26 protein-coding genes and 1 pseudogene are annotated in these 26,934 nt (G+C 59.7%); 9 read left to right on the forward strand and 18 right to left on the reverse strand.

Features of this window, described 5'->3' with window-relative positions; translation table 11 throughout:
- Nucleotides 1-31: 31 nt before the first annotated feature.
- From IPK09_00995 to IPK09_01005, 3 genes are read left to right on the forward strand one after another with little or no spacing between them, the layout of a single operon-like run.
- Nucleotides 32-1,168 (forward strand): FtsX-like permease family protein, encoded by a 1,137-nt coding sequence (locus IPK09_00995; GenBank protein MBK7982188.1) that lies wholly within the window; start codon nucleotides 32-34, stop codon nucleotides 1,166-1,168.
- Nucleotides 1,165-1,848 (forward strand): ABC transporter ATP-binding protein, encoded by a 684-nt coding sequence (locus IPK09_01000; GenBank protein MBK7982189.1) that lies wholly within the window; start codon nucleotides 1,165-1,167, stop codon nucleotides 1,846-1,848. Before IPK09_00995 ends, IPK09_01000 begins: the two co-directional genes overlap by 4 nt.
- The gene (locus IPK09_01005; GenBank protein ID MBK7982190.1) at nucleotides 1,842-2,846 is read left to right on the forward strand and encodes a hypothetical protein; all 1,005 of its coding nucleotides are present in this window, start codon (nucleotides 1,842-1,844) and stop codon (nucleotides 2,844-2,846) included. The genes IPK09_01000 and IPK09_01005 overlap by 7 nt, the downstream gene beginning before the upstream one ends.
- A 480-nt stretch (nucleotides 2,847-3,326) precedes the next feature.
- Here the strand turns inward: IPK09_01005 and IPK09_01010 are convergent, their stop codons facing one another.
- The 4 genes from IPK09_01010 to IPK09_01025 all read right to left on the reverse strand — a co-directional run bounded on the left by IPK09_01010 (nucleotide 3,327) and on the right by IPK09_01025 (nucleotide 7,926).
- Nucleotides 3,327-5,159: a VWA domain-containing protein gene (locus IPK09_01010; GenBank protein MBK7982191.1), complete on the reverse strand. Its 1,833-nt coding sequence runs from the start codon at nucleotides 5,157-5,159 to the stop codon at nucleotides 3,327-3,329.
- A gap of 11 nt (nucleotides 5,160-5,170) precedes the next feature.
- Nucleotides 5,171-5,983, reverse strand: coding sequence for a CbbQ/NirQ/NorQ/GpvN family protein (locus tag IPK09_01015; GenBank protein MBK7982192.1), 813 nt, complete (start codon nucleotides 5,981-5,983; stop codon nucleotides 5,171-5,173).
- A 71-nt stretch (nucleotides 5,984-6,054) separates the two neighbouring features.
- Nucleotides 6,055-7,458 (reverse strand): cbb3-type cytochrome c oxidase subunit I, encoded by a 1,404-nt coding sequence (locus tag IPK09_01020; GenBank protein MBK7982193.1) that lies wholly within the window; start codon nucleotides 7,456-7,458, stop codon nucleotides 6,055-6,057.
- Nucleotides 7,459-7,500: 42 nt separating this feature from the next.
- Entirely contained in the window at nucleotides 7,501-7,926 is a 426-nt protein-coding gene (locus IPK09_01025; protein ID MBK7982194.1) for a cytochrome c, read from the reverse strand.
- Nucleotides 7,927-8,100: 174 nt separating this feature from the next.
- Here IPK09_01025 and IPK09_01030 point away from each other — a divergent pair, with 174 nt between their 5' ends.
- Genes IPK09_01030 through IPK09_01040 form a run of 3 tightly spaced genes read left to right on the forward strand, consistent with a single transcriptional unit; the run spans nucleotide 8,101 to nucleotide 10,090 of the window.
- Entirely contained in the window at nucleotides 8,101-8,553 is a 453-nt protein-coding gene (locus tag IPK09_01030) for a hemerythrin domain-containing protein (protein ID MBK7982195.1), read from the forward strand.
- Nucleotides 8,550-8,777 carry a DUF2249 domain-containing protein gene (locus tag IPK09_01035; GenBank protein MBK7982196.1) on the forward strand — a complete coding sequence of 76 codons (228 nt, stop codon included), beginning with the start codon at nucleotides 8,550-8,552 and terminating at the stop codon, nucleotides 8,775-8,777. The genes IPK09_01030 and IPK09_01035 overlap by 4 nt, the downstream gene beginning before the upstream one ends.
- Nucleotides 8,774-10,090, forward strand: a complete 1,317-nt coding sequence (locus IPK09_01040) for a hypothetical protein (GenBank protein ID MBK7982197.1) — start codon at nucleotides 8,774-8,776, stop codon at nucleotides 10,088-10,090. The genes IPK09_01035 and IPK09_01040 overlap by 4 nt, the downstream gene beginning before the upstream one ends.
- 11 nt (nucleotides 10,091-10,101) lie before the next feature.
- Here IPK09_01040 and IPK09_01045 read toward each other — a convergent pair whose 3' ends face one another.
- The 7 genes from IPK09_01045 to IPK09_01075 all read right to left on the reverse strand — a co-directional run bounded on the left by IPK09_01045 (nucleotide 10,102) and on the right by IPK09_01075 (nucleotide 16,140).
- Complete coding sequence (locus IPK09_01045; protein MBK7982198.1) at nucleotides 10,102-10,884, reverse strand: TSUP family transporter; 783 nt, start codon at nucleotides 10,882-10,884, stop codon at nucleotides 10,102-10,104.
- A gap of 77 nt (nucleotides 10,885-10,961) precedes the next feature.
- On the reverse strand, nucleotides 10,962-12,239 hold the full coding sequence (locus IPK09_01050) for a sodium ion-translocating decarboxylase subunit beta (protein ID MBK7982199.1): 1,278 nt from the start codon (nucleotides 12,237-12,239) through the stop codon (nucleotides 10,962-10,964).
- A 16-nt stretch (nucleotides 12,240-12,255) separates the two neighbouring features.
- Nucleotides 12,256-12,660, reverse strand: a complete 405-nt coding sequence (locus IPK09_01055; GenBank protein ID MBK7982200.1) for a biotin/lipoyl-binding protein — start codon at nucleotides 12,658-12,660, stop codon at nucleotides 12,256-12,258.
- Nucleotides 12,661-12,707: 47 nt separating this feature from the next.
- Nucleotides 12,708-13,064, reverse strand: coding sequence for a hypothetical protein (locus IPK09_01060; protein ID MBK7982201.1), 357 nt, complete (start codon nucleotides 13,062-13,064; stop codon nucleotides 12,708-12,710).
- A gap of 30 nt (nucleotides 13,065-13,094) precedes the next feature.
- On the reverse strand, nucleotides 13,095-14,654 hold the full coding sequence (locus IPK09_01065) for an acyl-CoA carboxylase subunit beta (GenBank protein MBK7982202.1): 1,560 nt from the start codon (nucleotides 14,652-14,654) through the stop codon (nucleotides 13,095-13,097).
- Nucleotides 14,655-14,968: 314 nt separating this feature from the next.
- The gene (locus IPK09_01070; GenBank protein MBK7982203.1) at nucleotides 14,969-15,160 is read right to left on the reverse strand and encodes a hypothetical protein; all 192 of its coding nucleotides are present in this window, start codon (nucleotides 15,158-15,160) and stop codon (nucleotides 14,969-14,971) included.
- Nucleotides 15,157-16,140, reverse strand: coding sequence for an ACP S-malonyltransferase (locus tag IPK09_01075; GenBank protein ID MBK7982204.1), 984 nt, complete (start codon nucleotides 16,138-16,140; stop codon nucleotides 15,157-15,159). The genes IPK09_01070 and IPK09_01075 overlap by 4 nt, the downstream gene beginning before the upstream one ends.
- A 460-nt stretch (nucleotides 16,141-16,600) precedes the next feature.
- Here IPK09_01075 and folD point away from each other — a divergent pair, with 460 nt between their 5' ends.
- On the forward strand, nucleotides 16,601-17,503 hold the full coding sequence (folD, locus tag IPK09_01080) for a bifunctional methylenetetrahydrofolate dehydrogenase/methenyltetrahydrofolate cyclohydrolase FolD (GenBank protein ID MBK7982205.1): 903 nt from the start codon (nucleotides 16,601-16,603) through the stop codon (nucleotides 17,501-17,503).
- 86 nt (nucleotides 17,504-17,589) lie between these two features.
- A pseudogene (locus IPK09_01085) lies at nucleotides 17,590-18,624 on the forward strand (IS630 family transposase).
- Between the two features lie 4 nt (nucleotides 18,625-18,628).
- Here the strand turns inward: IPK09_01085 and IPK09_01090 are convergent.
- The 5 genes from IPK09_01090 to IPK09_01110 form a co-directional block, all read right to left on the reverse strand.
- Entirely contained in the window at nucleotides 18,629-19,579 is a 951-nt protein-coding gene (locus IPK09_01090) for a TrfA family protein (GenBank protein ID MBK7982206.1), read from the reverse strand.
- 193 nt (nucleotides 19,580-19,772) lie between these two features.
- A complete protein-coding gene (locus IPK09_01095) occupies nucleotides 19,773-20,810 on the reverse strand; it encodes an IS630 family transposase (GenBank protein MBK7982207.1) in 1,038 nt (345 codons plus the stop codon).
- 23 nt (nucleotides 20,811-20,833) lie between these two features.
- Entirely contained in the window at nucleotides 20,834-21,985 is a 1,152-nt protein-coding gene (locus IPK09_01100; protein ID MBK7982208.1) for a hypothetical protein, read from the reverse strand.
- 128 nt (nucleotides 21,986-22,113) lie between these two features.
- The gene (pdxA, locus tag IPK09_01105; protein ID MBK7982209.1) at nucleotides 22,114-23,130 is read right to left on the reverse strand and encodes a 4-hydroxythreonine-4-phosphate dehydrogenase PdxA; all 1,017 of its coding nucleotides are present in this window, start codon (nucleotides 23,128-23,130) and stop codon (nucleotides 22,114-22,116) included.
- A 316-nt stretch (nucleotides 23,131-23,446) separates the two neighbouring features.
- The gene (locus IPK09_01110; GenBank protein MBK7982210.1) at nucleotides 23,447-23,890 is read right to left on the reverse strand and encodes a DUF2147 domain-containing protein; all 444 of its coding nucleotides are present in this window, start codon (nucleotides 23,888-23,890) and stop codon (nucleotides 23,447-23,449) included.
- A gap of 164 nt (nucleotides 23,891-24,054) precedes the next feature.
- Between IPK09_01110 and IPK09_01115 the strand changes: the two genes are divergently transcribed.
- Nucleotides 24,055-24,540, forward strand: a complete 486-nt coding sequence (locus IPK09_01115) for a CDP-archaeol synthase (GenBank protein MBK7982211.1) — start codon at nucleotides 24,055-24,057, stop codon at nucleotides 24,538-24,540.
- Here IPK09_01115 and IPK09_01120 read toward each other — a convergent pair.
- Both IPK09_01120 and IPK09_01125 read right to left on the reverse strand, forming a co-directional pair.
- On the reverse strand, nucleotides 24,534-25,520 hold the full coding sequence (locus tag IPK09_01120; GenBank protein MBK7982212.1) for a metallophosphoesterase family protein: 987 nt from the start codon (nucleotides 25,518-25,520) through the stop codon (nucleotides 24,534-24,536). The genes IPK09_01115 and IPK09_01120 overlap by 7 nt on opposite strands.
- A 177-nt stretch (nucleotides 25,521-25,697) precedes the next feature.
- A complete protein-coding gene (locus IPK09_01125) occupies nucleotides 25,698-26,885 on the reverse strand; it encodes an iron-containing alcohol dehydrogenase (GenBank protein ID MBK7982213.1) in 1,188 nt (395 codons plus the stop codon).
- Between the last annotated feature and the right edge of the window lie 49 nt (nucleotides 26,886-26,934).

The raw sequence follows: 26,934 nt of genomic DNA on the forward strand, positions 1-26,934 counted from the left end.
CGCGACCGGCCGACCTGTTGTTGAATCCACGATGCGCTCTTTTTTTGAACGGCAGAAATACCTGATCGACTACACGCTGGCGGCGTTATTCAGGCGCAAGACCCGCAATCTTGGCCTGCTGCTGGTTTATACCCTGTTGGTGTTTCTGTTTGCCTCGGTGCTGCTGCTCAGTCAAGGATTGCGTCGGGAAGCAGCAGTGCTGCTGCACGGTGCGCCGGAAGTCATCGTGCAACGGCTGATCGCCGGCCGGCACGACCTGTTACCGGCGGCTTGGCTGGATAGTTTGAGGCAGATCCGCGGGGTCGGGGAGGCCCGAGGCCGGCTGTGGGGTTATTACTACGATCCGGTGGTCAAGGCCAACTATACCTTGATGGTGGCGCCCGAGCGGCGTTTGGCCGACCGCGAAATCATCATCGGTACGACGCTGGCGCGGGCGCGCCAGCTCGGCGTCGGCGACGTGCTTGGCTTGCGGGCGGCCGATGGCCAGCCGCTGCCGCTCAAAGTCGTCGGCGTGTTGGAGCCGGCCTCGGAACTGCTGAGCGCTGATTTGATGCTCCTGTCTGAAACAGGCTTCCGCACGCTGTTTCAACTGGCGTCGGAGGTCTATACCGATGCGGTCTTGACCGTGCGCAACCCGCGCGAGGCGAGCACGGTCGCGCAAAAGATCGCGCTGGGCTTGCCAGCCAGCCGGCCGATCCTGCGCTCCGAAATCCTGCGGACGTATGACGCGGTGTTCGACTGGCGCGAAGGAATGACTTTCGTCTGTCTGGGCGCGCTGCTGCTGGCGTTCCTTATCCTGGCGTGGGACAGGGCGGCCGGCCTCAGCGCCGAGGAAAAGCGCGAAATCGGTATTCTCAAAGCCATCGGTTGGGAAACCGGTGATATTTTGCGGATGAAGCTGTGGGAAGGTGTGCTGCTGTCGCTGACGGCTTTTCTGGCCGGCTATATTCTGGCGTGGTGGCAAGTGTTTCACGGTGGCGCCCGCCTGTTCGCTCCGGTGTTGAAAGGCTGGGCGGTGCTGTATCCCGATTTTCGTTTGACCCCGGCCGCGGATTTGTACCAAATCCTGATCGTGCTGGCGATAACCGTACTGCCCTACATCGTCGCCACCTTGATTCCCGGTTGGCGGGCGGCGATTGCCGATCCCGACGCGGCGATGCGCGGATGATCGAACTTCAGACCGTCAGTAAAACCTTCCATCAAGATCGGTCGAACGAATGTCGGGCGCTGCGCGAGGTCAGCCTGAGCCTGGAGCGGGGCGGCGTCACCGTCTTCAAAGGCCCCAGCGGATCGGGCAAAACCACCCTGCTGACCTTGATCGGCTGTCTGGCCCGCCCGACCAGCGGGCGGATCGTGCTTGACGGGCGCTTATTGTCCAACCTGCCGGAACGATTTTTGACCGAGGTGCGACGCCATACCTTCGGTTTTGTATTCCAGCAATTCAATCTGATTCGGGGATTGACCGTGTTTGAGAACGTGATGCTGCCCGCTTATCCCCTCGGTCGGCCTTATTGCGAGCTGGCGCGCGCGGTGCGGGAATTGCTCGACCGTTTCGGTTTGGGCGCGAAAGCCGCCAGCAAGGTCGAATGGTTGTCCGGTGGCGAGGCGCAGCGCACTGCCTTGGCCCGCGCCTTAATCAACGATCCGGCGATATTGATCGCCGACGAGCCGACCGCCAACCTCGATAGCGCCTCGGCGCGAGAAGCGCTGGCCTTGCTGGGCGAGCTGGCGGCGCAAGGGCGAACGGTGCTGATCAGCAGCCACGATCCGTTGGTGTTCGAAGTGGTCCGCGTCCGGCGAGCGGTCGAGTTGCGCGACGGCCAAATCACTGGAGATCGTCGGTGCTGATTGCCCCGGCCATCGTCGCCCTGCACCTCATCGCGCTCAGCGTGACCGGCACGCTGCTGCTGGCTGGGGGTTTCGCCGTGCGGATTCTGCGCTGCTGGGATATCGACAGCGGCAGCGAATTGCAAGTGCGGCTGGAGCGGCAAACCTATCTGATCGCTACGTTGGTCGGCTTCGCGCTGGCTGCGGAACTGCTGTCGCTGCTGCTGTTCGTCGGCGCCGCCGAAAGCCTGTCTGGCCAGTTCGTCGGGGCGATGTGCGCCACCGGCGTATTGAACGTCAATGGCTTCGGTTTCCCGACGCTGTTGTTGAAAATCGCCGTGTTCTTTCTAGCGGCGCTGTGGCTGCTGCTGAACCGGATCGACAACCGAGGCTACGATTATCCGCTGGTGCGACCGAAATATGGTCTGTTGCTGGCCATCGCGCCGCTGACGGCGCTGGAGCTGGTCATCCAAACTTTGTATTTCCTCGGTCTGAAACCGGATGTCATCACCTCCTGCTGCGGGTCGCTGTTCAGCGCCGGCCAGCAGGGGGTGGCGGCGGAACTGGCCGGTCTGGCGGCAAGACCGACTTTCGTGCTGTTTTACGGGTCGGCGGGGCTGATTTTGGCCGTGGGGCTCATGGTTCAGCGCTGGCTCCGCCTGGGACCATTGTTCGCTGCCAGCAGCCTGCTGGGCTTCGGTGTCGCCATCGCAGCCGTCATCGCGTTGCTGTCGCTGTACGTGTATGAAAATCCCAACCATCATTGCCCATTCTGCCTGCTGAAAGCCGGTTACGGTTACGTCGGCTATGCGCTCTACCTGCCCCTGTTCGCTGCCGCCGCCACCGGCTTGGGCGCGGGTATCATCGCTCCATTTCGGCGCGTTGCCAGCCTGCAAACCATCATTCCCGGCGAAGTTCGGCGATGGGTGTGGTTGGCGCTAGGAGGATTCGGTATTTTCTACGGACTGGCAACTTGGCTGATTCTGCGTTCGAGCCTGAGGTTGTACGTTCCAAATTGAAACGGCATCAACAGCCATGTTTCAGTTTGAAACTCTCAGATCGGCATTCGCGCTCCGCGAAAAGATGCCGTTGGGCTTGCTTTCAGGTCGCAGGCGTTTTGTGGGTCATTGGCATGTTATTGGCATATTACCAGATGCCGTGCATAGGCATGGATGATAGGAGAGGGGCAAAGGGGGAAAAGGATAAACGAGCGGTCGTTCGCTAGCGCGAACTCCGCGCTCCAAGGAGTGACCATAGAGCCGTCGCTCCGAACCTATCGCGGCATATTTACAACCGCGCCGTCTTTATAAGGATGAGGCAGGTTGGAAAGCAGGGAGCTGCCGATATATTAGATTCTGTTCGATTGCGTCAAAAGTGTTATAAAATAAGCTCTTGGCGCAATCGTTGCGCAAGACCCTCCTCTTGTTTGAACGAAAAAAGCCCGGAATCGCTAAGCTTCCGGGCTTTTTTCGTGCTTCGGCTGACAGTCTCAAGGGTGCCTAGGCGGTCAAACGGGTGTAAAGCCGCAATAATTGGCGCGGCAGCGCTTCGGGATGGCGGATCAGAATGAAGCCGTCCTTGCCGAACAAATAAGGCAGATAGTCGTTGGCTTCCTGATCGATGGTCACGCAGAACGGATGCAAGCCGGCGCGACGGGATTCCGACAGCGCCATTCGGGTGTCTTCGACGCCGTAGCGGCCCTCGTAATGGTCCAGATCGTTTGGTTTGCCGTCGGTCAGCAGCAGCAACAAGCGCTGGGTGGCGCTCGATTGGCCCAACAAGCGAGCGCCATAGCGCACGGCAGCTCCCATGCGGGTGTAATAACCGGGCTTGATCGCGTTGATGCGCCCGCGCACTCCCGCGTTGTAACGTTCGCCGAAGCTCTTGATGCGTTGCACCCTTACGTGCTGGCGCTTGCGTGAGGAGAAGCCGTACAGCGCGAAACGGTCGCCGGTCACCGCCAACGCCTCGGCGAATAGAAACAAACTGTCCCGAATCAGCTCGATGACGCGGCCCTTGTTGTTGATCCAAGCGTCGGTGGACAGCGACAAATCGGCCAGCAGCAGGCAGGATAGGCTGCGTTCTTGGCGTGCCATCTGTCGGTACAGACCACGCTCGTAGCCATCGTTGCCGCGGGCATGATCGGCGGCGTGGCGCACGCAGGCGTCCAAATCCAGTTCTTCACCGTCGGTTTGAGCGCGCCGCCAACCGCGAGCCGGGCGCAGGATTTCAAACTGCCGGCGCAGCCGCTGCGCGTCGCGGCGCAAGGCCGGCGGCAGTTCACAGGGCGGGGCATGGCGGGCCAACAGTTCTTGTACGCCGCAGTAATCCGGTAGCAGCGCTAGTTTTCGATAGTCCCATTCCGGTAGTTTGACGCCTGGTCCCAACGGCAGATCATCTTCGCTGGCCGAGGGCAGGTCGAGGTCGAAGCGGACTCGTGAAGCGGTGTTAGCGCCGTCCGGGGCCACGCTGAGCAGCTCCATGCTATCCGCCACGCGCGCCGCATCCGAATTAGGATCGTCGTCGGTGGGTCGGTTGACCCGCACGTATTCCGCCCAAGACAACAAGCTTTCAGCTCGGAAAGACAACAGGAAAGGATTTTGTCGCTCTGGCTGATCGCTCTGTTCGGCGCGCCGGCGCTGACGGTCGCGCTCCGTCGGATTGCTGGCGCCGGCCGCCGGATTTTCGGCACTTCGGCGGTTCGCTTTGGCGGTCCTGGGAGCGGGAGGATAAAGCCAAAGCGGGATCGGTTGCGCAGGGCGGCGCGCTTCGGGTAACTCTCGGACGCTGCCGGGGTGGTGCAAGGCTTGCCGCAACAGCGTTTCTTGCAGGGCTTCATCCGGGGATAGCCGTTCCGGCGCGATCCGCAGCGGTAGGGTAGCGGCGACCAGATGCTGGTAGCGGGCTCGCAGACCGGGATAGTGCGCCAAAACAAGCGAGGTCGCCTGTTGGTTTTGCCACCACCAGGGCGTCGTGGGCTCGACCGTATCGTGTGCGCCCGCCAAGGCGATCAGCCAGAAATACAAATCTCGGTTGGCTTCCCGCTGTGGGAACAACGCCACTTCGGGCGGCAATTGCAGGGTTTCGGCGTCCCGACAGGCCAGCGCGGCTTGCTCGCCCAACCCGGCGACGCGCGCCAGCCAGCGCCGCCGCGCGCCGTGGCGGGTCACCGCCGCCGCCGCGACCCGCAAACCGGGGTCGCCACCGAACGCCCGAAACCACAACCCGGCGGTTTTTTCGATGTCGGCGAGAGTGACCGCCGCCGCCGGATAATGGCGACGGGCCGCGCGGGTAATCAAACGATGCCAGAGCGCGCCGACGTGTTCTTCCATCGCGACTCCGGTTAGCTCGACCCTGCGAAACTGGCGTTGACGACTTCCATCAGTGCGGCGGCGGTCGCTTCGTCGTCGGTCAGTGCTTCCACCAGCGCGACCCGGCAGGCGGTGGCTTCAGCCATTCCGCCGCCGATCAGTTGCGCGGCGTAAACCAGCAAGCGGGTGCTGGGGATTTCCTCCAGGTCGTGCTCGGTTAAAGCGCGGAAGGCGCTGGCGAGTTTGACCAGTTGTCCGGCAGTGGCGGCGGCGCAGCCGGTTTCTCCGATGATGATGGCGCGTTCTCGCTCCGGTCCGGGAAAATCGAAGCGCAAGGCGAGAAAGCGTTGCCGGGTCGAAGGTTTCAAGCTTTTGAGCAGATTTTGATAGCCGGGATTGTAGGACACCACCAGCATGAAGTTTGCTGGCGCTCGGAGCAGTTCGCCGGTGCGCTCGATCGGCAGCACCCGTCGGTCGTCGGCCAGCGGATGCAGCACCACCGTCGTATCCTTGCGCGCTTCCACCACCTCATCCAGATAGCAAATCCCGCCCTCGCGCACCGCGCGGGTCAGCGGTCCGTCGCACCAGACCGTCGCGCCGCCGTGCAATAAATGTCGTCCGACCAGATCGGCGGCGGATAGATCATCGTGGCAGGCGACGGTGTGCAAGGGCAAACCGAGCCGCGCCGCCATGTGGGCGACGAAGCGGGTCTTGCCGCAACCGGTCGGTCCTTTGATCAGCAGCGGCAAGCGGTTGCGCCAGGCGGCTTCGAACACGGCGCATTCGTCGCCGGATGGTTCGTAGTAAGGGATGGCCGGTGGTTGCGGTGGCGCTGACGGGTGCATGGCGCGGACAGTCGTTGAAAAATACCATCCCCTCTCACCGTCTGGGAGAGGGGCTTGCGTGCGAGCAGGACTCAAGTCGCTACGGGTTGAGCTTCACCGGCTTCCACCGATTGCGGCTTATCCTGGGCAAAGAAGCTGTAAAGATAAACGCCCAGACCGATCAGGAACACCAGGCCAGCCAGTTCCCGCAGCCAATAGAAGATATGTAACTGATCCTGCACCTCCATGAACGATTGCGGGTTGGGGATGATCCGCTGCAACCAGGATTGTAGGATGCCGGCGGCGGTCAGGAACAGGGTGATGAACACCATCGATACGGTCATCAGCCAGAACGACCACATTTCCAACACCTGCGCGCGTTCCGGGTTGACCTGACGGCCGCGCAGGATCGGCATGGCGTAGGAAATGATGGTCAACACCACCATCACATAAGCGCCGTAAAACGCCATGTGGCCGTGGGCGGCGGTCATCTGGGTGCCGTGGGTGTAGTAGTTGATCGGGGCTAAGGTGTGTAGAAAGCCCCATACGCCCGCGCCCAGGAAGGCCATCACCGCCGTACCCAAGGCCCACAAGGTGGCGGCTTTGTTGGGATGTTCGCGCCGGCGGCGGTTCACCACGTTGAAGCAGAAGATGGTCATGGCGAAAAACGGCAGCGGTTCCAACGCCGAGAAGAAACCGCCCCACCATATCCAGTAACCCGGCGCGCCGATCCAGTAATAATGATGGCCGGTGCCGACCAAACCGGTCACCAGAGCCAGCGTGATAATCACGTACAACCATTTTTCGATGACTTCCCGATCCACCCCGGTAATCTTGATCAGCACGAAGCCCAGGATGGCGGCCAGGATCAATTCCCAAACCCCTTCGACCCACAGATGCACCACCCACCACCAGAAATATTTATCCTTGACCAGATTGGAGGGGTTATAGAAGGCGAACAAATACATCAGCGCCAAACCGATCAGACCGGTCAATAGAATGATGGTGATGGCGGTCTTGCGGCCCTTGAGAACGGTCATGCCGATGTTGTACAGAAACGCCAGCGCCACCACCACAATGCCGAGTTTGGTGGGCAAGGGCTGCTCCAGAAACTCGCGGCCCATGGTGGCTAAAATATTGTTGCCGGTCATCTCGGCCAGCGACGCATAGGGTACGGATAGATAACCGACGATCGTCAGCGCCCCGGCCACCAAAAAAATCCAGAACATCACATACGCCAACAGCGGGCTGTGCAGTTCGGTTTCGGATTCTTCCGGCACCAGGTAATAAGACGCGCCCATGAAGCCGAACAGCAGCCAAACGATCAACAGGTTGGTGTGCACCATCCGGGCGATATTGAACGGAATCGCCGGAAACATAAAATCGCCGACCACGTATTGCAGGCCCATGATCAGGCCGAACAAAATTTGCCCGACGAACAGACCGATCGCGGCGATGAAGTAAGGCTTAGCCACCGCTTGGGATTTATATTGCAGCAGTTGCATGATGATCTTTTCCTCTGTGGTGAACGCCAAGACTCAGCCTTGAATGTTCGGAGGCCAGTTTTCGGTATTGATTTCCGAGGTCCACTTCAAGAAAGCCACCAGATCGTCCAACTGCTGGTCGCTGAAATTGAACTGTGGCATCTGACGGCGGCCCGGTACCTTGGTGGGCTGCGCCTTGATCCAGACCTTGATGAAATCGCCGCCGCGCCGCTTGTAGACGTTGCCCAGTTCCGGCGCGAAATAAGCCCCTTCGCCCAGCAGGGTGTGGCAGCCGATGCAGTTGCGGGTTTCCCACAGATGCTTGCCGCGGGCGACTTGCTCGGTCAAGTTTTCGCGGTGGTCGCGCTTGGGTAGCGTCCAGGTGGTGTGCAGCGTCAGCGCCAGAAACAGCAGCACCGAAAACAGAGTGCCACCGTAGAAGATGTTGCGCGCCATTGATTTGGTAAGAAATGCGCTCATGAGCACCTCAAATTAAGCTGTGATGCGATGCTCCGTCCGGTCTGGAGCCGAGCGGACGGAATACCAGGCTATCTTCCAAAAAATACCGCTATCCTTCCTTGATCGCGGTCAAGTAATTTTTGATTTACGCCCGGCACAATCACCATTAATTTTCTGAATTTGAAGGAGAGCATCATGGTTGCCATCGCCGGATTTCTCGCGGCCGAGCACCGCTGTTGCGATGAGCGCTTTGCCCTGACTGAAGAAGCAGCCCAAGCCGATGAGTTGGAGCGTTGCCGGAAGGAGTTCCAACAGTTTCAGGCGACGATGGCGCTGCATTTCAGGAAAGAGGAAGAAGCGCTGTTTCCGACCTTCGAACAGGTGAGCGGCAACAGCATGGGTCCGACGCGAGTGATGCGGCTGGAGCACCAACAAATGCGGGAAACGCTGGCCGAGATGAGCAGCACCCTCGGCGGCGGCGATCTGGGGGAGTTTTTGGGTCAGGCGGAAACGCTGCTGATCTTGATGCAGCAGCACAACATCAAGGAAGAGCAGATTCTTTATCCGATGTGCGATCGGATTTTTGGGGCTGAGGCGGGCGCGGTGATCGAGGCCATGCGAGCGCTAGGAACGGATCAAGCGGCATGAGTGCGCTTGAAGACATCGTGGTGGACGGTCGGGGGCTGGAGCCGCCCGAACCCATGGAAAAGGTGCTGGCGGCGCTGGATGAATTGCAGCCGGGCCAGCGCATCCGTTTTCTCATCCACCGCCAGCCTTATCCGCTGTACGACATCTTGCGCCGCTACCGCTACCGCTACGAAATCACGGCGGCTGACAACGGCGAATTTGAAATCCTGATTTCCGGGCCATGACGCCCACCGCCGGGCTTTCGCTCGAACAAGCCCCACCGTTTGGCGTGCCGCTGCGATTTTTCCTGACCGCGCCCTGGTTCTTGGTGCTGGCGGCAATGTTGGTGTTGTGGCGAGGACCGGAGATTTTCACCAGCCGTTGGCCGCCGGCCACCCTGGCGCTGACGCATCTGTTGACGCTCGGATTTATGGCGCAGGTCATGCTGGGAGCGTTGCTGCAAATGCTGCCGGTGATGGTAGGCGTGGTTATCCCCCGTCCGCGACTGATGGCGACCTTGCTGCATATTCCGCTGACGCTGGGAACGTTGGTTCTGGTGATCGCATTTTTGGCCGGCAGCCCGGTCAGCTTTCAGATGGCGTTTTGCTTGCTCGGTTTTGCCTTCGGCGTCGCCCTGGCCGCCGTCCATATCGCGGTATGGCGGGCTCCGTTCGCCAGCGGTACGGTCATCGCCATGCGCTGCGCCTTGGCCGCGTTGCTGGTGACGGTCGGGTTGGGGTTGGCATTGGGTGGCTTTTTCGGTTGGGGTTGGAACTTGCCAGTCGTGATGCTGACCGAGTTGCACGCCGTTTGGGGGCTGCTGGGTTGGACGGTGTTGCTGGTGGCCGGAGTGGCCTATCAGGTGGTGCCGATGTTTCAGATCACTCCGCCGTATCCGCCCGCTTTCGTGCGCGGCTTCGCACCGCTGATGGCGGGATTGCTGGCGGTGTGGTCGGCGGGGCTGTGGACCGGCTGGTCAGCACTGACGAACTTGGCGGGGGCGGGTTTGGTGGTCGGCGTCGCCGTCTTTGCCGGAACCACGTTGTACTTGCTCGGGCAGCGTCGCCGCAAGATCGGCGATGCGACGCTGAATTATTGGCGGCTGAGCCTGATCGGCCTGCTGGCGGCGGCGGGGTTGTGGCTGTCGGCGCAAGCGGTGCCCGCCTGGGCACAAGCCCCGCAAGTGGAGCTACTGTTGGGAATCCTGATGATCGCCGGTTTCGCGCTCGGCGTGATCAACGGCATGTTGTACAAAATCGTGCCGTTTCTGGCCTGGTTTCATTTGCAAGCCCAACTTTTCGGACGGGCCAAGGTGCCCAACATGAAACAACTGCTGCCGGATGCGGCGATCCGGCGGCAGTGGTGGACCTATGGCGCGGCGCTTTTGCTGCTGCTGGCCGCCGCGCTGTACCCGCCGGTTTTCAGCATTCCCGCCGCGCTCGCCTTGGGCGCGAGCGGTGCGTGGCTGGGGTTTAATCTGACCCGTGTGGGGCTGACGTATCGGCGGATTTTACGGGCGGCGGGCGCGGCGGCCGACTCCGTTCCCGCCGGCGCGTGATTCGGTTTCGCTCACAGCAAACCCGTCATCAAGCCGACGCCGACCAGCAGCATCATGCCGGCCACGACCCCTTGCACCGCGCGCAAGGTGACTTTGTGCAGCAGCCGCGCGCCGATCAGCGCCCCGGCGAAGGCGCACAGCGTCCCCACCGTCACCGGCAACAACAGTTCCCGCGACCGGTTGAAATGCTCGGCGAGAAAGCCAGTTCCGTAGACCAGCAACCGCGAAACATCGACGATGGCGGCCGCCACCGCGCCGGTTGCCACGAACGCCTCTTTCGACAATCCCAGTTTGATGAGAAACGCGGAACGAAAAGCGCCTTGATGGCCTGAAAGTCCCCCGAAAAAGCCGGATAACAGACCGCCCAGCGGCAGATAACGCGGCGGAAAGGCCAGCGCCTGAAGGCGCGGCCACAGCTCCAGCAGCGCGAAGACGACGATCAAGCCGCCGATCAAGGCCTTGATGGCGGTGACTTCATGGATCGCCCCCGCCCATTGGTAGGCGAATAGCGGCGGCAGCCGGCCGAAGCGGTCGAGCAGCATCGCGCCGGCGAACGCCGCCAGCGCCGCCGGCAGGCCGAAGCGGATGACGACCCGCCAATCGGCTTGCCGCGCCAAAAGGCCCAGCTTGAAAAGGTTGTTGGCGAAATGCACCACCGCCGTGGCCGCAACCGCCAGCGGCACCGGAAAAAACAAGGCGAACACCGGCGTCAGCACGGTGCCGAGGCCAAATCCGGAAAAGAGGGTGAGGGCCGACGCCAGACCAGCGGCGAGGCCGATGACGACCGTTTCCATAGTGGGTTTTCCCTGTCGGGAATCGGAAATAAAAAACCGGCGAGGCGTTCTCCGCGCCTCGCCGGTTGGGATTGCGGTTAGCCTTTCGGCAGCAACAACGCGACATAAACCGCCGCGAAAATGGCGGTGGTGATGACGCCGCTAATGTTTGCGCCCAAGGCGTGAGGCAGAACGATCACGCCCGGTCCCACCGATTTCTGGGCCACCTTGGCGGTGGTCGGCACGCAGCTCACCCCGGCGATGCCGATGACCGGGTTGTATTTCTTGCCGGACCAGTAATACAGCACGTAGCCGCCAATAATCCCGCCGATGCCGGAAATAAGCAGCGACAGGATGCCCAAAACCAGCAGCTTTAACACCACCGGATTGAGGATGGTGTTCGCCTCGCACAAAATGCCCAGCAGCAAACCCAGGAAGAACGTGGAGCCGTACAATACGGTATTGGAGAAAAACTCCAGATAGTTGGGCAAATCGCTTTCGCGGACGACCACGCCTAAAAACAGCGACAACAACAGCGGCGAAGCCACCGGGAACAGCAAGCTGAGCAAAACGCACGCGATGATCGCGAACACCAGTTTTTCATTGGAGCTGATGGGCCGGCTTTTCTCCACCGGCATCGGCATGTTGCGCAGATGTTCGGGAACCAGGAGTTTGATCAGATAGGGGTATCCGCCATACGCCAAGCCCAGGTAGAGGTAGGCGACCACCGTGATCGGCACGAACAGCGGTTTCGCGAGCATCAAGGAAGTAAACAGCACCATCGGGCCGTCCGCGCCGCCGATGATCGCCACCGAGGCGGCTTCTCCGGGCGCAAGCCCCATGGCGACCGCTAGCGGGTACACCGTGGCGGTGCCCAGTTCCGCGAACAGAGCGATGATCATGCTTTGGTAAGGCCGCGCCATCACGAAGCCCACATCCAGCAGGGTGCCGATGCCCATGAACACGAAACAGGCGATCAGGCCGTTGCTGAACATGAAGGTGTAGATCGGCTGGAGCCAGTCGATCTGCAAGATGTTCATCAGCGCGTTGGTGTCTTGCGCCAGCGGCGCGACGTGCAAGGTGCCGGCGATCTGAGCGGGTACGGTCTGACCTGCCGCTTGCAGGGCCTCAAAGGTCATGCCGCTAGCGGGGTCCATATTGTAAAAGAACATCACACCGGCGTTGACAGTCGCCATGCCGAGTCCCATCGGAATCATCAGCAAGGCTTCCAGTACGCCCTTGCGGCCAAGATAGAACAGCAAAAATCCCAGGAAGATCAGAAACACCCGCCCGAAGGCAATCTTGGGGTCAGTCGAGAACCCTTGGATGAGGGTGTTGATTCCCTGGAATAAATCGAGAAAGTTCAGGGATTCCATACCGAGTGCTCCCGCGTTAGCCGATGGTCAGCAACACCTGACCGGCATCCACCGGATCGCCCGATTTGACCGCGATGCTGGTGACTTTGCCGCCCCGTTTGGCCATCACGTGCGTGATCATCTTCATGGCTTCGAGCGACACCAGTTTATCGCCTTCGTTGACCACCTGACCGACGCTGACGTGGACCGTCTGCACCACGCCGCCCAGCGGGGCGACCTCATCGCCCGCGCCAGCGGCGGCGGGCGCGGCGGCGGACGCCGCCGCTGGCGTGGCGGGTGCTACCGGAGCAGTGACCGCCGCCGGAGCGACGCTCATGCTGCCCGGCGTCGGGTAGAGGGTTTGGGAATCCTCGGTCGAGATGTCCTCGACCGCGACGATGTACTGTTTGCCCTCGACAGTAATGCGGAATTTCTTCTCCATGGTGTTGTTCTCTCGTGAAAAGGTGGGATGGATAAGGGTTCAGGCGTTCAGTGCGAGCCGCGCGGGAGATGCGAGGTGTGATGGGTAGTGCGCGCTTCGGCGGTCCAACCGAAGCCGCGGCTGGCCATTTCGATGTGGACGATGCGGTGCGCGCCCATCATCATGGCCACCGCCGCGCTGATGGCGGCGATATGTTCCTGCGGGATGCCGGCGACCGCCGGTTGCGCGGCGGTCGTCGAGACCGCCGGTTTGGCGGGCGCTTTCGCTTCGGCCTTAGCCGCTTGCCGCGACAGCACGATGACGATGCCGCGAATGACGGCCGCGACCAGCATCGAGACCACGATCACGATGCCGTAGATGACGAACATGTCGCCGATGGCGTCCCAAGTGGTGTAAGTCTTCATCGGTGCGTTTCCTTGGGTTGGGCGCGGCGCTTAGAGCGGAATGTCGCCGTGCTTCTTGGCCGGGCGCAGCTCGCGCTTGGTCAGCAGCTTGCGCAACGCCAGGGTGATGGTGGCGCGGGTGTCGGCCGGCTCGATCACGTCGGTAATGTAGCCGCGCGAGGCCGACATGTACGGCGAGGCGAACTTGGCGCGGTACTCCTCCACCAGTTCCTTGGTCTTGGCCTTGCGCTCCTTGGCGTCCTTGATGTCCTTGAGCTCGCCGCGATACAAAATGTTGACCGCGCCTTCCGCGCCCATCACCGCGATTTCGGCGGTCGGCCAGGCGTAGACCGCATCCGCGCCCATCTCTTGCGCGCACATGGCGAGATAGGAACCGCCATAGGCTTTGCGCAGGATGATGGTGATCTTCGGCACGGTGGCGGACGCATAGGTGTAGAGCATCTTCGCGCCGTGGCGGATGATGCCGCCGCGCTCCTGTTCGATGCCGGGCAGGAAGCCGGGCACGTCCACCAGCGTGATCAAAGGGATGTTGAAGGCGTTGCAAAACCGAATGAAGCGCGCGCCCTTGTCCGAGGAGTCAATATCCATCGCGCCGGCCTTGACCAACGACTGATTGGCGAGAACGCCGACCACGATGCCTTGAATCCGGGCGAAACCGACCACGATATTGCCGGCCCAACCGGCGTGGACTTCCAGAAACTGGCCGCCGTCCACCAGCCGGTGGATGATTTGCTTGACATCCATCGGTTCGGCGGAGGTGTCGGGCAGCAGCGCGTTGATGCCCTCGTCCGGCGATAGGTCGAGATCGGGGTAGGGTCGGTGCGGTGGGTCTTCGGTGTTGTTGGACGGCAAATAACTCAGCAGCGCCTTGGCGATCTGGATGGCGTGGCGATCATCCTCGGCGACGAAATGGACGTTGCCGCTGACCGTCGCGTGCATCTCGGCGCTGCCGACATCCTCCAGGCTGGTGGTGCGGCCGGTGACCGCCTTGATCACCTCCGGGCCGGTGATGAACATGTAGGCGTTTTGCTTGGTCATGATGATGTAGTCCATCAGCGCCGGCGAATACGACGCGCCGCCGGCGCAGGGGCCGGCGATGATGGCGATTTGCGGCACCACGCCCGACAGCAGCACGTTTTGATAGAACACCTCGCCGTAGCCGGACAGGGCGTCCACCGCCTCTTGGATGCGCGCTCCAGCGGAGTCCTTGAACGCCACCACCGGCATCCCGGTCTTGAGCGCAAGCTGCATGGACTGCACGATTTTCTTGGCGTGCATCTTGCCCAGGGTGCCGCCCATCACCGTGAAATCCTGGCTGAACGCCGCCACCGGGCGGCCGTCCACGAAGCCGGTGCCGACGATCACGCCGTCCGAGGGCAGCTCTTTGTCGGCCAAGCCGAAATGCTTGCCGGCGTGCTTGGCGTGAGTGGCTATTTCCTGAAAGGTGTCTTCCTGGAACAGGGTCAGCAGTCGCTCGCGGGCGCCCAACAAGCCCTTTTCATGGCGTTCCTTGATCTTGTCCTCACCCCCGCCCGCCAAGACCTTGGCGCGACGTTCCCGCAGGATTTCAAGCTGTTTCTCGGAGAGCATGAACCTTACCTCTTGGTGTTCGAATTAGATGGTTTATTGATGGGCAAACCATTTCAGCCGGCCCGCATCCAGGTAATGCGAAGCTAATCAAATTATTGTTGTATAAGGAGAAGAATGGCTTGAGTTCGGGATGGAGAGAGCATGTGACCGAGGTCAAGCCACCCCCGCGGATTCATTATCTACTGATTGCTTTCGCATAAAGGGTAGTCGAAATCCGGCCAAACGCGATAGCCGGGCATTTTTATTGAGTGCTTGCGAATAAACCGCCGCCGTTTTCCACAGATATGGCGAAACAGCCACCCAACGGCCGCGAATCAGGAAAGCGCTGAAACAGGCGTCATTTCGTCAGCGAGTCGTTCTTCGTCGGTCGGGCTCGCTGGCGGTGCGGCCGGTTCTTCTTCCGGAGCGAGGCGGATCAAATCGCAGCGGCGGTGGGCGCGTTGCATGGCTTGCTGGCTGAGGTTGCGTCGGGAGCGTTGGGCTTGCAAGATGGCGCGATATCTCATGACCGCAGCGCCTCCGCCGTTTCCCGCAGGGTTTGGGTGTTGATGGCGGCGTGATAGTGAATGCTGTAATCGGAGCCGCGCTGCGCTTTCTTGATCATGCTTTCCAGGTTAGGGCGCTTGTCCTCCGGCGCGGAGCCGCTGCCCAAGCCGCCGCCGAATTCGACGATGGCGGTGAGTTCGTTGTGGAAGGCGGTTTCCAGATTGCCGATCCAGTTGACCGGGTGGAACAGCTGGAAGAACAGTCGGGTTTTGATGGCGGCGGGGTCGGGGTCATGATAGGTCCCGCTGTAGTTGGACAGCACCCGCACCGTCGGCGCGGCCATCGCGGCGGCATCCAGCACCGGCCGGAAAGGCAGGGCGGCGGCGATCATGTAAAAGGTGTGAAAGGCACCCTCGGTCTTGAGGCGGGTCGGCCGTTTCTTGGGGAAATGCGCGTGAGCCTCTTCGGTCAACCGATCCAAGTCTTCGCCGCGTCCGCCGACCACGGTTTGATCGGGCAGGTTGCAGGCGGCGACGGCGCAGAAGTGTTTTTCCGCCAGCGGACGAACGTTGTCCAGATGCAGCGGAAAGGCCAGCATTTCGCCTTCCCCGTATGTTCCCATGCACTCGCCACGTTTTTGCACCAAGCGCAGGGCGGTTTCGAAATCGAGCGCCCCGGCGGCGACCAGCGCGCAGTATTCGCCGAGACTGTGGCCAGCGGCAAGCACCGGCTGCACGCGACTGTCGGTCAGCTCGCGAAAAATTTGGAGACAAGCCAGGGAGTGAGTCAGCAGAGCCGGTTGGGTGTGGCGGGTCAGTTTCAGCTCCTCTTCCGGTCCTTCCAGGCAGAGCTTGAGCAAATCGTAGCCCACGATATCGTTGGCTTGCTGGTAAAGCCGCTGGGCGGTGGGAAAGTCGCGGATGAGATCGCTGCCCATGCCGACATATTGGGACCCTTGTCCGGGGAAAACGAACATGATCTGCTGGTTTTGGCTCGACACGGCCTATGCTCCCTGGGAGAGTGATGTGACCAGCGCGCAAAGATACGGGGAAGCGCCTGGCAAGGCAAGGGCATCCATGCGCTGGCGGTGGGACGGCTCAAGCCCTTTCCATCGGCCAGCACGCTGACAACTGTCCCGGCGACCTGAGGCGTGATTTGAATGATGTTGCCGCCGACATAGGCATTATCTGTGGAGACATACCAGCGCCCGTACCCATTCCAGTAGCCGCCGACACCGACGGCGATCAGGCCAAACAACAGCGCCAGCAGCGACAATACCCGCCAGCGCTTGTTGTTCGGCAGTTCCGGTGGCTTATTGGCGTCCGCTTCGGGGGCATTCATCTTAGGAATTCCACAAGGTTGATGTTCGGCGCGCTGGTAATTCGTGCTGGCGTTGTCAATGGTACGACAAATCCCTGTAGTAGAATTGCCAGTCCAGACGAACCATTACGAGGGAATTCATGGCCACGGCCACCATCATCGACGGCAAACAGTTCGCCGCCCGCTTGCGCGCCGGAATCGCCGCGCACGTTACCCGCCTGAAAGCCGAATACGGCCTGACGCCCGGCTTGGCGGTGGTGCTGGTCGGCGACGATCCCGCCAGCCAGATCTACGTCCGCAACAAGGGATTGCAGGCGCGGGACGCCGGCATGAATTCTTTTGACCATCGCTTTTCGGTGACGGTCTCCCAAGCGGAATTACTAGCTCGCATCGCGGAGCTGAATCAAGACTCGACTGTTAACGGCATTCTGGTGCAGCTACCGCTCCCCGAACAGATCGATGCGGATGCGGTGATCGACGCGATTGCCGTCAGCAAGGACGTGGACGGTTTTCACCCCTATAACGCTGGCTTGCTGGCGGTCGGCGGGGACGGCGTGGTGCCCTGCACCCCGATCGGTTGCCTGATGCTGCTCAAGCATCAGCTCGGCAAGCTGGCGAGTTTGCGCGCGGTGGTGCTGGGGCGCTCCAACATCGTCGGCAAACCGATGGCGGCGCTATTGTTGCGCGAGCATTGTACCGTCACCATCGCCCACTCCCGCACCCGCGATCTGGCCGACGAGTGCCGCCGGGCGGATATTCTGGTGGCGGCCGTCGGCAAACCGCAGCTGGTCAAAGGCGATTGGCTCAAACCCGGCGCGACGGTGATCGATGTCGGCATTAACCGCATCCCGACCTCAGACGGCAAAGGTCGCTTGGTCGGCGATGTGGATTTTGAATCGGCGGTTCAGGTCGCGGGCGCGATCACCCCGGTACCCGGTGGCGTCGGGCCGATGACCATCGCCTGTTTGCTGCTGAATACCGTGACCGCCGCTTGTCGGCAGCGCGGGATTCCAGTGCCGGAGATCAAGCCGGCGGCGCAATAAAAAGCGGCCCCGCGGGGGGCGCCCGCGGGGGGCGTGACGCTTATTAACCCGGCAATTATTTAGCCGATAGTGGTATAGTGAGGGACATGAAAAAGATCGACGCACGTTGTTTGTCGCCGGAAGCGCAGGAGGAACGGCGCCGTCAGGCGCTGCGGCTGCGGGAAGAATTGCAGTGGACCTGGAAGGAAATCGCGCGGGTGGTCGGGGTGCATATCAGCACGGTGATCGGGTGGGGCCAACGCTTTGGTCGGGACGGAGAAGCGGGCCTGAAATCGCGGCGGCGGGGACGGCGGTACTTGACGGGCCGGACGCTGACGTTGGCCCAAGAGTGGCGGGTGCGCTCGATTTTGGTGGACGAGACGCCGGGGCGACGGGGATTGCCGTTTGCGCTGTGGAACCGACGGGCGGTCATGGAATTGATCGAAACGCTGTTTGGGGTGGCGATGCCGATTCGGACGGTGGGCGAGTATCTGTCGCGGTGGGGCTATAGCCCGCAACGACCCCTCAAGGCGCCTTGGAACAACGGCCTGCCGAGGTGCAACGGTGGTTGGACGAGACTTACCCCTCGATTCTCGCGCGAGCGAAGGCGGAGAAAGCGGTGATTTACTGGGGCGATGAGACGGCCGTGGTGGAAGATGGCCATTGGGTGCGCGGTTATGCGCCTCAGGGGAAAACGCCGGTGCTTGCCACCTCCAGCCGCCGGTCTGGATTGGCGCTGGTGTCGGCCATCAGCAACCAAGGCCTCGTCCGGTTCCGCTTTATCGAGCAGGCCCTGAACGCGGCCTTGTTCCTCGAATTCCTCGGCCAGTTGATCGCCGACCAGCCCCAGAAAGTCTTTTTGATTCTGGACAACCTCAAAGTCCATCACGCGAAGCTCGTCACCGAGTGGGTCGGCGAACACGCCGAGCAAATCGAGCTAGTCTACTTGCCGCCCTATACCCCAGGCGCATCCCACCGAATACCTCAATCGCGATTTCAAAACCCAGTTGCGGTTATCGGCCCGTTCCTCCACGCCCCAGGCCTTGCGGCACAAAGCAAACGCCTTCCTCCAATTCCTCATCAATACCCCAGAGCGTATCATGACCTATTTCAATCACCCCGCCGTCCACTACGCCGCTTAATCGCCTATTTCATTGCTGGGTTAATAACGACCTTTTTGACGATATATCGGTTCTGGCTCGGTGTATGGTTGATCATCGGCTTAACGGTTTTCTCCCCTGCTTCATAGTCCGATAGAAAACCGATTCGCTTGAGTTCTTCATGCGCCTTGATGAGGTTGGCTTTTATGTCGCGCCGCTTTTTGTTACACAAACCTATTAAGCCAGCTAGCTTCTCGAAAGTATGCGGTCCCGGCGTGACATGCGTTGAATAGTAGGCATGGAGGGCCTTAGCTGTCTGATTACGTTTTAGATCAAGGCGTTGCTGGTTATCCAAACTTGCCCACAGCCCCGCCTTGAAAAAATGCGCGAAGTCCGTATTGATGCGAACGACATAGTTTTGAGTGTTTTCGTCCTTAATTCCGCCGTTAACCAATCCACCAAAGTAGCGGATGTGATGGTCAGTCATGTCCACAATGCCGCCGCACAACCGGATAATGACCGAATGTAGCCACTTGTAATTGGCTTTCCCTGTGGCTCTACCTAATGCCTTTAAAAGGCTATAGGCTGAAAAATGGCACTCCGTACCGAATGGGTGTTGGTGGGCGATTTTCAGTAGTTCGAGATAAACATCTAAGTCGGATTGATCCAACTGTTTACCTATGAAAAAGATTTCAACGCCATCGACAGACCAAAGATGTTCTCTTTCCAGATAGGGGCGACCTTCCTTGAAATTCATAGCTGGAAACAGGGCACTACGGAAAACCGCCTGAGCTGTAGCACGACGGTCCTCGGGCCACTTCGGAAATTCGATCAGTTGCGCCGTTTGTTCTGGTGGCTCTTGTTTCCCTTTTCCTTCAGCATGAAAGGGTAAGGCTTGCTGCTCCCGACGCTGCTTGGAGCGTGCAATGGCACGGACCTCGATATCCTTCATCTTCGCCAACAAGTCCCAGCTACCGACGGTTTTCTCAGAGTCCATATTCCCCTCTCGCCAATGGCATGGTCATCTAATATAGTCTTGATTTTAATAATTTTTAACTAAATTTCGAATTAAAGAATCTACCAAGGCAGAAGAAGCTGGTTCATGCTGATAAGAGGAAATGGTTGTAGCGACTACTAGCTTATAGTGTCCAAGTCAAACGAAACTATTAACCCAGCAATGAAATAGGCGATTAAGCGGCGTAGTGGACGGCGGGGTGATTGAAATAGGTCATGATACGCTCTGGGGTATTGATGAGGAATTGGAGGAAGGCGTTTGCTTTGTGCCGCAAGGCCTGGGGCGTGGAGGAACGGGCCGATAACCGCAACTGGGTTTTGAAATCGCGATTGAGGTATTCGGTGGGATTGCGCTCTGGGGTATAGGGCGGCAAGTAGACTAGCTCGATTTGCTCGGCGTGTTCGCCGACCCACTCGGTGACGAGCTTCGCGTGATGGACTTTGAGGTTGTCCAGAATCAAAAAGACTTTCTGGGGCTGGTCGGCGATCAACTGGCCGAGGAATTCGAGGAACAAGGCCGCGTTCAGGGCCTGCTCGATAAAGCGGAACCGGACGAGGCCTTGGTTGCTGATGGCCGACACCAGCGCCAATCCAGACCGGCGGCTGGAGGTGGCAAGCACCGGCGTTTTCCCCTGAGGCGCATAACCGCGCACCCAATGGCCATCTTCCACCACGGCCGTCTCATCGCCCCAGTAAATCACCGCTTTCTCCGCCTTCGCTCGCGCGAGAATCGAGGGGTAAGTCTCGTCCAACCACCGTTGCACCTCGGCAGGCCGTTGTTCCAAGGCGCGCTTGAGGGGTCGTTGCGGGCTATAGCCCCACCGCGACAGATACTCGCCCACCGTCCGAATCGGCATCGCCACCCCAAACAGCGTTTCGATCAATTCCATGACCGCCCGTCGGTTCCACAGCGCAAACGGCAATCCCCGTCGCCCCGGCGTCTCGTCCACCAAAATCGAGCGCACCCGCCACTCTTGGGCCAACGTCAGCGTCCGGCCCGTCAAGTACCGCCGTCCCCGCCGCCGCGATTTCAGGCCCGCTTCTCCGTCCCGACCAAAGCGTTGGCCCCACCCGATCACCGTGCTGATATGCACCCCGACCACCCGCGCGATTTCCTTCCAGGTCCACTGCAATTCTTCCCGCAGCCGCAGCGCCTGACGGCGCCGTTCCTCCTGCGCTTCCGGCGACAAACAACGTGCGTCGATCTTTTTCATGTCCCTCACTATACCACTATCGGCTAAATAATTGCCGGGTTAATAAACCGAAGGGGAGTAATCCTTAAAGGGCCTTGCTTGATAGGGGTGGTGATGAACCCGGCCCCGGCGTCGTGTAAGCGCATCTGTCCGCTGTTGTTTCGGAGGAAGGCATCGGGTATGGAAAGGATCGCAAAGATACCGTTGCTGTATAAATAGCTTTGAAGCGCGCCTGTTTCGTAGTGTAATGTATACCCCACTATCTGACCGCTATCGTTGATGCGATGCGTGAGGGTAAGGTTTCCAGCCAACTTAGCCTTTGGCTTAATGGCCATTAATTTCCCTTCTTGATAAATAAACAAACCACCTTGTCCGATGCCGGCTTGGGCAATACGACCATAAACGCCCACCACCTGTCCGTTATTATTGATGCTAATGGGTAGCGTGTGTTGGTTGCCTACCTTGAAAATATCAAATGCGCCATTGTTGTACACAAAACCACTTAATTGATAGTTAGAGGGATTGCTCAGACTACCAATTACCTGTGCGCTGTCATTGATGCCAGTTACTGCCACTGGCGTAAAAGTATGGGGTTTAAAATTTCCATAAGGAGGAGGAAAATCAAAAATTGTATATTTTTTGTTATATATATCATATATATAACCACGAATTTGCGAGCCGCTATAATCGATACCCACCACCTGCCCGAGATTGTTGATACCTTTGGCGCTGCTGCCTAATGCAGTGGAATCATCAGGACCATCGAGACGTGTTATAGATTGATCGCTATATACAAAACTGTATATTACAGGTAAATGAGTAAAGGGCAGATTATAAGCACTGCCTAATATTTGTCCAAGGTTATTGCTATCTATAATTGAAGGAATCTCGACTGTAAAATCTTTAACAGTCATGTGATCATTATGGGGGTTGTACAGGAAAAAGTGAGGCCTTCCAGAAAGGTCGGTATATTGACCCGCCACCTGTCCGCTATCATCAATGCTTGCGACTTTAAGCTCGGTAGCACCTGCAATATCAAAATGTTTAAAGTCGCTAAAAGAATCGATTTTTATGACGGTCGGTACGACTCTAGTCACGGGAATGGCATAAGTAACGCTGGTTGCAAAAGCGAACAAGCTCAGGACTAGAAAAAGAGCTGTTTTCAGCAATGTGAAAGTGTTGCTGTTGGCGTTCATAAAACAGTCCTCCTTGGTCGATCAACTCAATGAAATAGGCTTATTGCATCAGTATCATAGATCATTTTTTAGAAGCGAAGGGCCGCGCTCGTCGCCGGCACGCCCAGAAATGTGCTGCAAAGATCGTTTTAGCGCGCCGTTGACCGACGATAGGCCGGCGCGTAGCGGGCCGCCACCAACATCGATTCGACCATGCTCACCGCGCTGGCCTTGCCCCGCCAGGCGATGTCGAAGGCGGTGCCGTGATCGACGCTGGCGCGCAGGAACGGCAAGCCGAGGGTGAGCGAGATGGTGCGCTCGAAATCCAAGGTCTTGGCGGCGATGTGACCCTGATCGTGATACAGCGACAGCACGGCGGAGTAGCGTCCCAGCTTAGCCTGATGGAATACCGAGTCCGCGCCGATGGGGCCGACCACCCGAAAGCCGCGTTGTTGCGCTTCCTTGATGGCCGGCATCACTTCTTTGATTTCTTCATCTCCGAACAAACCGTGTTCGCCGCTGTGCGGGTTCAGTCCGGCCACAGCCAGATCGCCACCGCCCAGGCCAAGCGTGTCCATCGCCTGCTGGCAGCGGTCGATGTAGTCCAACAACCGCGCTTTGGTCACCAAATCGCAGGATTTGCGCAGCGAGACGTGGCGGCTGAGGAAAAAGATTCGCAATCCCAGCGTCTCGAACATGGTCAGCGGGTCGTGTGTGCCGGTCAGTGCCGCCAGCATCTCGGTATGGCCGATGTGCGGGATATGGGCGGCCTGAATCGACTCCTTGTTGATCGGTCCGGTGTTGACCCCCTCGACCTCGCCACGTAAAGCGGCTTGCACCATCGCTTCGATGTATTCCCAAGCCGCTTTGCCGCACAGCGCCTGCACCTTGCCCGGCTCGAAGGCGGCGGGATCGGCGTTCGCTAAATCGATCACCTCGACCGAACCCGGCGCGTAGATCGCTTCCGAAGGCTTGCCAATGGCGCGCACCTTCAAATCCAGCTTGGCTTCCCGCGCCGCTTTTTCGATGACCCGAGCATCGCCGTACACCAGACAGCGGGCGACTTGACGGACGCCGTCATCGGCGACGGTGCGCACTACGATTTCCGGGCCGATCCCGGCGGGATCGCCCAGACTGATGGCGATGATGGGCTTGCTCATAAATATTCTCCAGATCAGGCGGGAACAGGGATAGCGCGGCGGGTGTGTTCGTCGCGCAGGAAACGGGCGCAGATTTTGGTGGCGTCCCTGTCGCCGGCTACCGATCAGCAGCAGCACCTGGGTCAGGGTGAGCGGTGGCAAGCCAAAATTTTTCAGGAGCACGCCGGAGGCGTTGGCTCCGGTGAGATCGTCGGCAACGATGAGAAAGCGGTATAGGACCCCGGCCAGATCAGCAGCTGAGCTGGCCCGGTTTGACACTGATTCTAATTGGGCAAGGAGCGTAATAACTTGGGTGGTTTTCAGCCGCTTTGAGGGTTATGGATCAATTGACTCGCAGCCATTTTTGACTGCGCTTGATGAACAGCCAAGAGCCAGTTACCTCCAATGTCTTGCCGCCATCCAACAGCCTGGCCTTGGAGGTATAGGTACCGCCATCGGCCGGATTGAAAATCTTGCCATCCTTCCACTCATCCCTTTCCTTCTTCAAATCCCATAAAATTTTCATGCCGACCAAAGGCTGGTCTTTTAGGTCGCCCTCGCATTTGCTACAGGTTTTTTCCGAGGTTCCCTCCAAAAGCTCGACGATCTGGCCGGTTAGCACGCCGTTATTTTCGGCGATCTGCACGATGCTTTTGGGTTTGCCAGACTTGTCGTCGATCGTCTTCCATTTTCCGGCGGGTGAGTCAGGCTCCGCCGCGTGGGCGGCAGCCAGGAGGATCAACCCGCACAGACTGCCGAGATAGCGTCCAAAAAGGGGGATGTTCATGTGATTTTCCTCGCTCTGGATGAGCCTTCTTACCCGCGCAGCGGTTGGGATTTATACAATTATTTATCTGATCGGTTGTTGAATGGGAGAGGCAAAATTCTGACGGTTGTCTAAAATCTCAAGGGCAGGGGCAAAATACTAAAAACCGATCCCCAGGGTACAACATGATTCCTATCGAGCTAAAGTTGTTGTTGCTCATCCTGATCGCCAACGGCACGCCGATCATGGCGGCGTCGATTTGCGGTGCTTGGGGCGCTCGCCCGCTGGATGGAGGCCGGGTATTGGCCGACGGATATCGCTGGCTGGGCGATTCAAAGACGTGGCGCGGTGTGCTGCTGGCGCCGCTGGCCACCGGCGTGGCGGCCCTCTTTCTGTTGTTGCCGGCCGATATCGGAATAGCCGTCGGTGCCGGAGCCATGCTGGGCGATCTACTGTCGAGCTTTATCAAGCGTCGATTGGGGCTGGAGTCTAGCAGCATGGCCTTGGGGCTGGACCAAATCCCCGAGGTTTTGTTGCCGCTGTTGATGGTGGCGGGCGGCCTGGAACTAAGCTGGAGCGCCATCGCTTGGATGGTGATCGGCTTCGTCGCGCTTGAACTCGCCCTGTCACCCGTGTTTTTTCGGCTCGGTATCCGCAACCGGCCTTACTGAACGGGTTGGCGGCGTAGGTGGTGCAAGGTGATCTCCGGGGGACAGTTGAAGCGCACGCCGACCACCGAGGAGCCGGAGCCGGTCGACGTATAGCCCTGCATGGTGTGGTAGCGCCAAGCGCCCCGACAGAAGCGGCGCGGGCAGTCGGCGTTCGTCATCAGCGCAATTCCACCGGGCAGACAGATCTGACCGCCGTGGGTGTGGCCGCTCAACATCAGGTCAAAGCCGGTATGCGCCGCCAGCCGGTACGCTTCCGGCGAATGCGCGAGCAGGATGGAGGTTTCTTCCGGCGGAATGGCGGCGGCGGCTTTATCGAAGTTATCGACTTGGTAGTAATGTGGGTCATCGATGCCCGCCAGATGCAGTCGCGCGCCCCCGCGTTCCAGAACCACGGCTTCGTTGAGCAACACGGTAATTCCGAGAGCCTCGATTTCCGGCACCATGCGGATGGAATCATGGTTGCCGAGGATGGCGTAAACCGGACCGCCCAGATGAGAGCGGACCTTGGCCAGCGCCGCGATGGCGGCATCAAAATCGCCGTAGGTCTTGGCTCGGAAATCGCCCGTCAGCACGCAGGCGTCGTACTGGGCCTGACGCACCCGTTCGATCAGGGCGGCGGGATAGCACTCGTCCATGTCCAGATGCAGGTCGCTCAAGTGCAGTAAGGTGAAGCCGTCGAACGCCTCGGGCAACTGAGGAATGACCACGTCATTGTGATTGAGCTGGATCGTGGCGGCATTGCGCAGGCCCCGGCGATATAACCCAAGCCCGCGCAGAGTGAAGCGGATGAAGGCGTGAATCGAATACCAGTTTTCGATGTGAAAAAAGGTTCGGCCCCGCCCGAAGATTTGGGTGGCGTGATCGGCTTCGATGCCTAGCCGCTGCTGGAGGTGAACCCGTCCGATTCGCTTTTCCAAACGCTTCAAATCTACGGTTTGTCGGTCCACAACGACCCCGGACGGCGAGCGCGGGTGGGCCATATTGGACTGCTGAGGGTCATTTTGGGCTGGTGGGTACTTCATCGCATAGTCTCCCTAGACGGTCCTGTTTATTTTAGCGGGCGAAGATGACCGCCGGCTTAATCAAATAAACAAACCTAGCTCTAAATCTATTCAAGATTCTTGCCAGTTCATGGCTTGCTCGGCGCGATGATGGCTTTAGAGCCTCTGGCGCAGCACCTCCGTAATTTCGCCATCGTCGAGCGCTAGCGGATTGGTTTTCATGCTGCCGCCGCGCGAGCCGGCGACGATGCGCGCGAAGTCGCTTTCCTGGATGCCGTAAGCGTTCAAGCGAGGCAAATCCAAGCGGGCGGTCCAGTCATCCAACAAGGCCAGCAGCGCGGCGTGCGATTCCTCGGGCGTGGGGTAGTGGCGGCCGTGCAAGAGGTCGCCGGCGCGGGCGTATTTGCGCCAGGACGGATGGTCGGGCTCTCGTTCCCGTAGGGCGGTTAAATTGACGCGGGTGGCGGCTCCGACCAAGGTGCCGCACACCACGCCGTGCGGGATCGGGAAAAACGCGCCCAGCGGCGAGGCGAGACCGTGCACCGACCCCAAACCGTTTTGCGCCAGACAAACGCCGGAAAGCAGGGCGGCGTAGGCTAGGCGCGAGCGTCCGGCGGCGGCGTGTTCGCCGCCGTCGTACCAAGCGAACAGCCCTTCGCGCACCGCTTTCAAACCGCTTTCGGCCAGCGCGTCGGTGAACGGATTGGCCTTGATGGAAACGTAAGATTCCAGTAGTTGGGTCAGCGCGTCCATCGCGTTGGCGGCGATCTGCGGCTTGGGGCATGTCGCCAGCAGATCGGGATCGAGCAGGGCATATTCCGGCACCAACAAATCATGGCGGAAGGATTTCTTGAAGCCGTTGGGGCCGCGCGCGCTGAGCACGGCGTTTTTGGTCGCCTCGCTGCCGGTGCCGGCGGTGGTTGGTACCGCGATGAACGGCATGGCGGGGCCGTGATAGGGTTTTTCCGGTCCGACCCCTTCCAGATAATCCATCACCGAATCGCCGACCGGCAACAGGCCGGCAATCGCCTTGGCGGCGTCCAGCACGCTGCCGCCGCCGATGCCGACGATCACTTGCATGGCGGATTGGTGGAATTGACGGACGGCGTCGTCCACCAATTGCGGCGAAGGTTCATCGCCCACACGCGCCTGCTCCCAGGCGATGCCAGCTTTTTCCAAGCCAGCCGCCAGCGGTGGCCAACTGGGCGATTCCAAGAACGAGCGCTGACCGACGACCAGCAACGCGCGCTTGCCATGGGAAGCGATCAGACCGGGAAGTTTGGCGATGGAGCCGGCACCGAATTCGATGCGCGGCAGGCGGGCGATGGAGAACGGCTGAATCATGCGCGGTTGCTCCGCTGGGCGTCGTCGAGGGGGGAGGCCGATTGTGCCT

The organism is Candidatus Competibacteraceae bacterium, from assembly GCA_016713505.1.
Taxonomy (GTDB): Bacteria; Pseudomonadota; Gammaproteobacteria; order Competibacterales; family Competibacteraceae; genus Competibacter_A.

Bases quoted from the DNA above. Each gene is read 5' to 3' on its own strand.
- IPK09_00995 (MBK7982188.1), top strand. From the start codon at position 32: ATGCGCTCTTTTTTTGAACGGCAGAAATACCTGATCGACTACACGCTG.
- IPK09_01000 (MBK7982189.1), top strand. From the start codon at position 1,165: ATGATCGAACTTCAGACCGTCAGTAAAACCTTCCATCAAGATCGGTCG.
- IPK09_01010 (MBK7982191.1), bottom strand. From the start codon at position 5,159: ATGGAAGAACACGTCGGCGCGCTCTGGCATCGTTTGATTACCCGCGCG.
- IPK09_01015 (MBK7982192.1), bottom strand. From the start codon at position 5,983: ATGCACCCGTCAGCGCCACCGCAACCACCGGCCATCCCTTACTACGAA.
- IPK09_01025 (MBK7982194.1), bottom strand. From the start codon at position 7,926: ATGAGCGCATTTCTTACCAAATCAATGGCGCGCAACATCTTCTACGGT.
- IPK09_01030 (MBK7982195.1), top strand. From the start codon at position 8,101: ATGGTTGCCATCGCCGGATTTCTCGCGGCCGAGCACCGCTGTTGCGAT.
- IPK09_01035 (MBK7982196.1), top strand. From the start codon at position 8,550: ATGAGTGCGCTTGAAGACATCGTGGTGGACGGTCGGGGGCTGGAGCCG.
- IPK09_01040 (MBK7982197.1), top strand. From the start codon at position 8,774: ATGACGCCCACCGCCGGGCTTTCGCTCGAACAAGCCCCACCGTTTGGC.
- IPK09_01045 (MBK7982198.1), bottom strand. From the start codon at position 10,884: ATGGAAACGGTCGTCATCGGCCTCGCCGCTGGTCTGGCGTCGGCCCTC.
- IPK09_01050 (MBK7982199.1), bottom strand. From the start codon at position 12,239: ATGGAATCCCTGAACTTTCTCGATTTATTCCAGGGAATCAACACCCTC.
- IPK09_01055 (MBK7982200.1), bottom strand. From the start codon at position 12,660: ATGGAGAAGAAATTCCGCATTACTGTCGAGGGCAAACAGTACATCGTC.
- IPK09_01060 (MBK7982201.1), bottom strand. From the start codon at position 13,064: ATGAAGACTTACACCACTTGGGACGCCATCGGCGACATGTTCGTCATC.
- IPK09_01065 (MBK7982202.1), bottom strand. From the start codon at position 14,654: ATGCTCTCCGAGAAACAGCTTGAAATCCTGCGGGAACGTCGCGCCAAG.
- IPK09_01070 (MBK7982203.1), bottom strand. From the start codon at position 15,160: ATGAGATATCGCGCCATCTTGCAAGCCCAACGCTCCCGACGCAACCTC.
- folD (MBK7982205.1), top strand. From the start codon at position 16,601: ATGGCCACGGCCACCATCATCGACGGCAAACAGTTCGCCGCCCGCTTG.
- IPK09_01090 (MBK7982206.1), bottom strand. From the start codon at position 19,579: ATGGACTCTGAGAAAACCGTCGGTAGCTGGGACTTGTTGGCGAAGATG.
- IPK09_01095 (MBK7982207.1), bottom strand. From the start codon at position 20,810: ATGAAAAAGATCGACGCACGTTGTTTGTCGCCGGAAGCGCAGGAGGAA.
- IPK09_01100 (MBK7982208.1), bottom strand. From the start codon at position 21,985: ATGAACGCCAACAGCAACACTTTCACATTGCTGAAAACAGCTCTTTTT.
- IPK09_01110 (MBK7982210.1), bottom strand. From the start codon at position 23,890: ATGAACATCCCCCTTTTTGGACGCTATCTCGGCAGTCTGTGCGGGTTG.
- IPK09_01115 (MBK7982211.1), top strand. From the start codon at position 24,055: ATGATTCCTATCGAGCTAAAGTTGTTGTTGCTCATCCTGATCGCCAAC.
- IPK09_01120 (MBK7982212.1), bottom strand. From the start codon at position 25,520: ATGGCCCACCCGCGCTCGCCGTCCGGGGTCGTTGTGGACCGACAAACC.
- IPK09_01125 (MBK7982213.1), bottom strand. From the start codon at position 26,885: ATGATTCAGCCGTTCTCCATCGCCCGCCTGCCGCGCATCGAATTCGGT.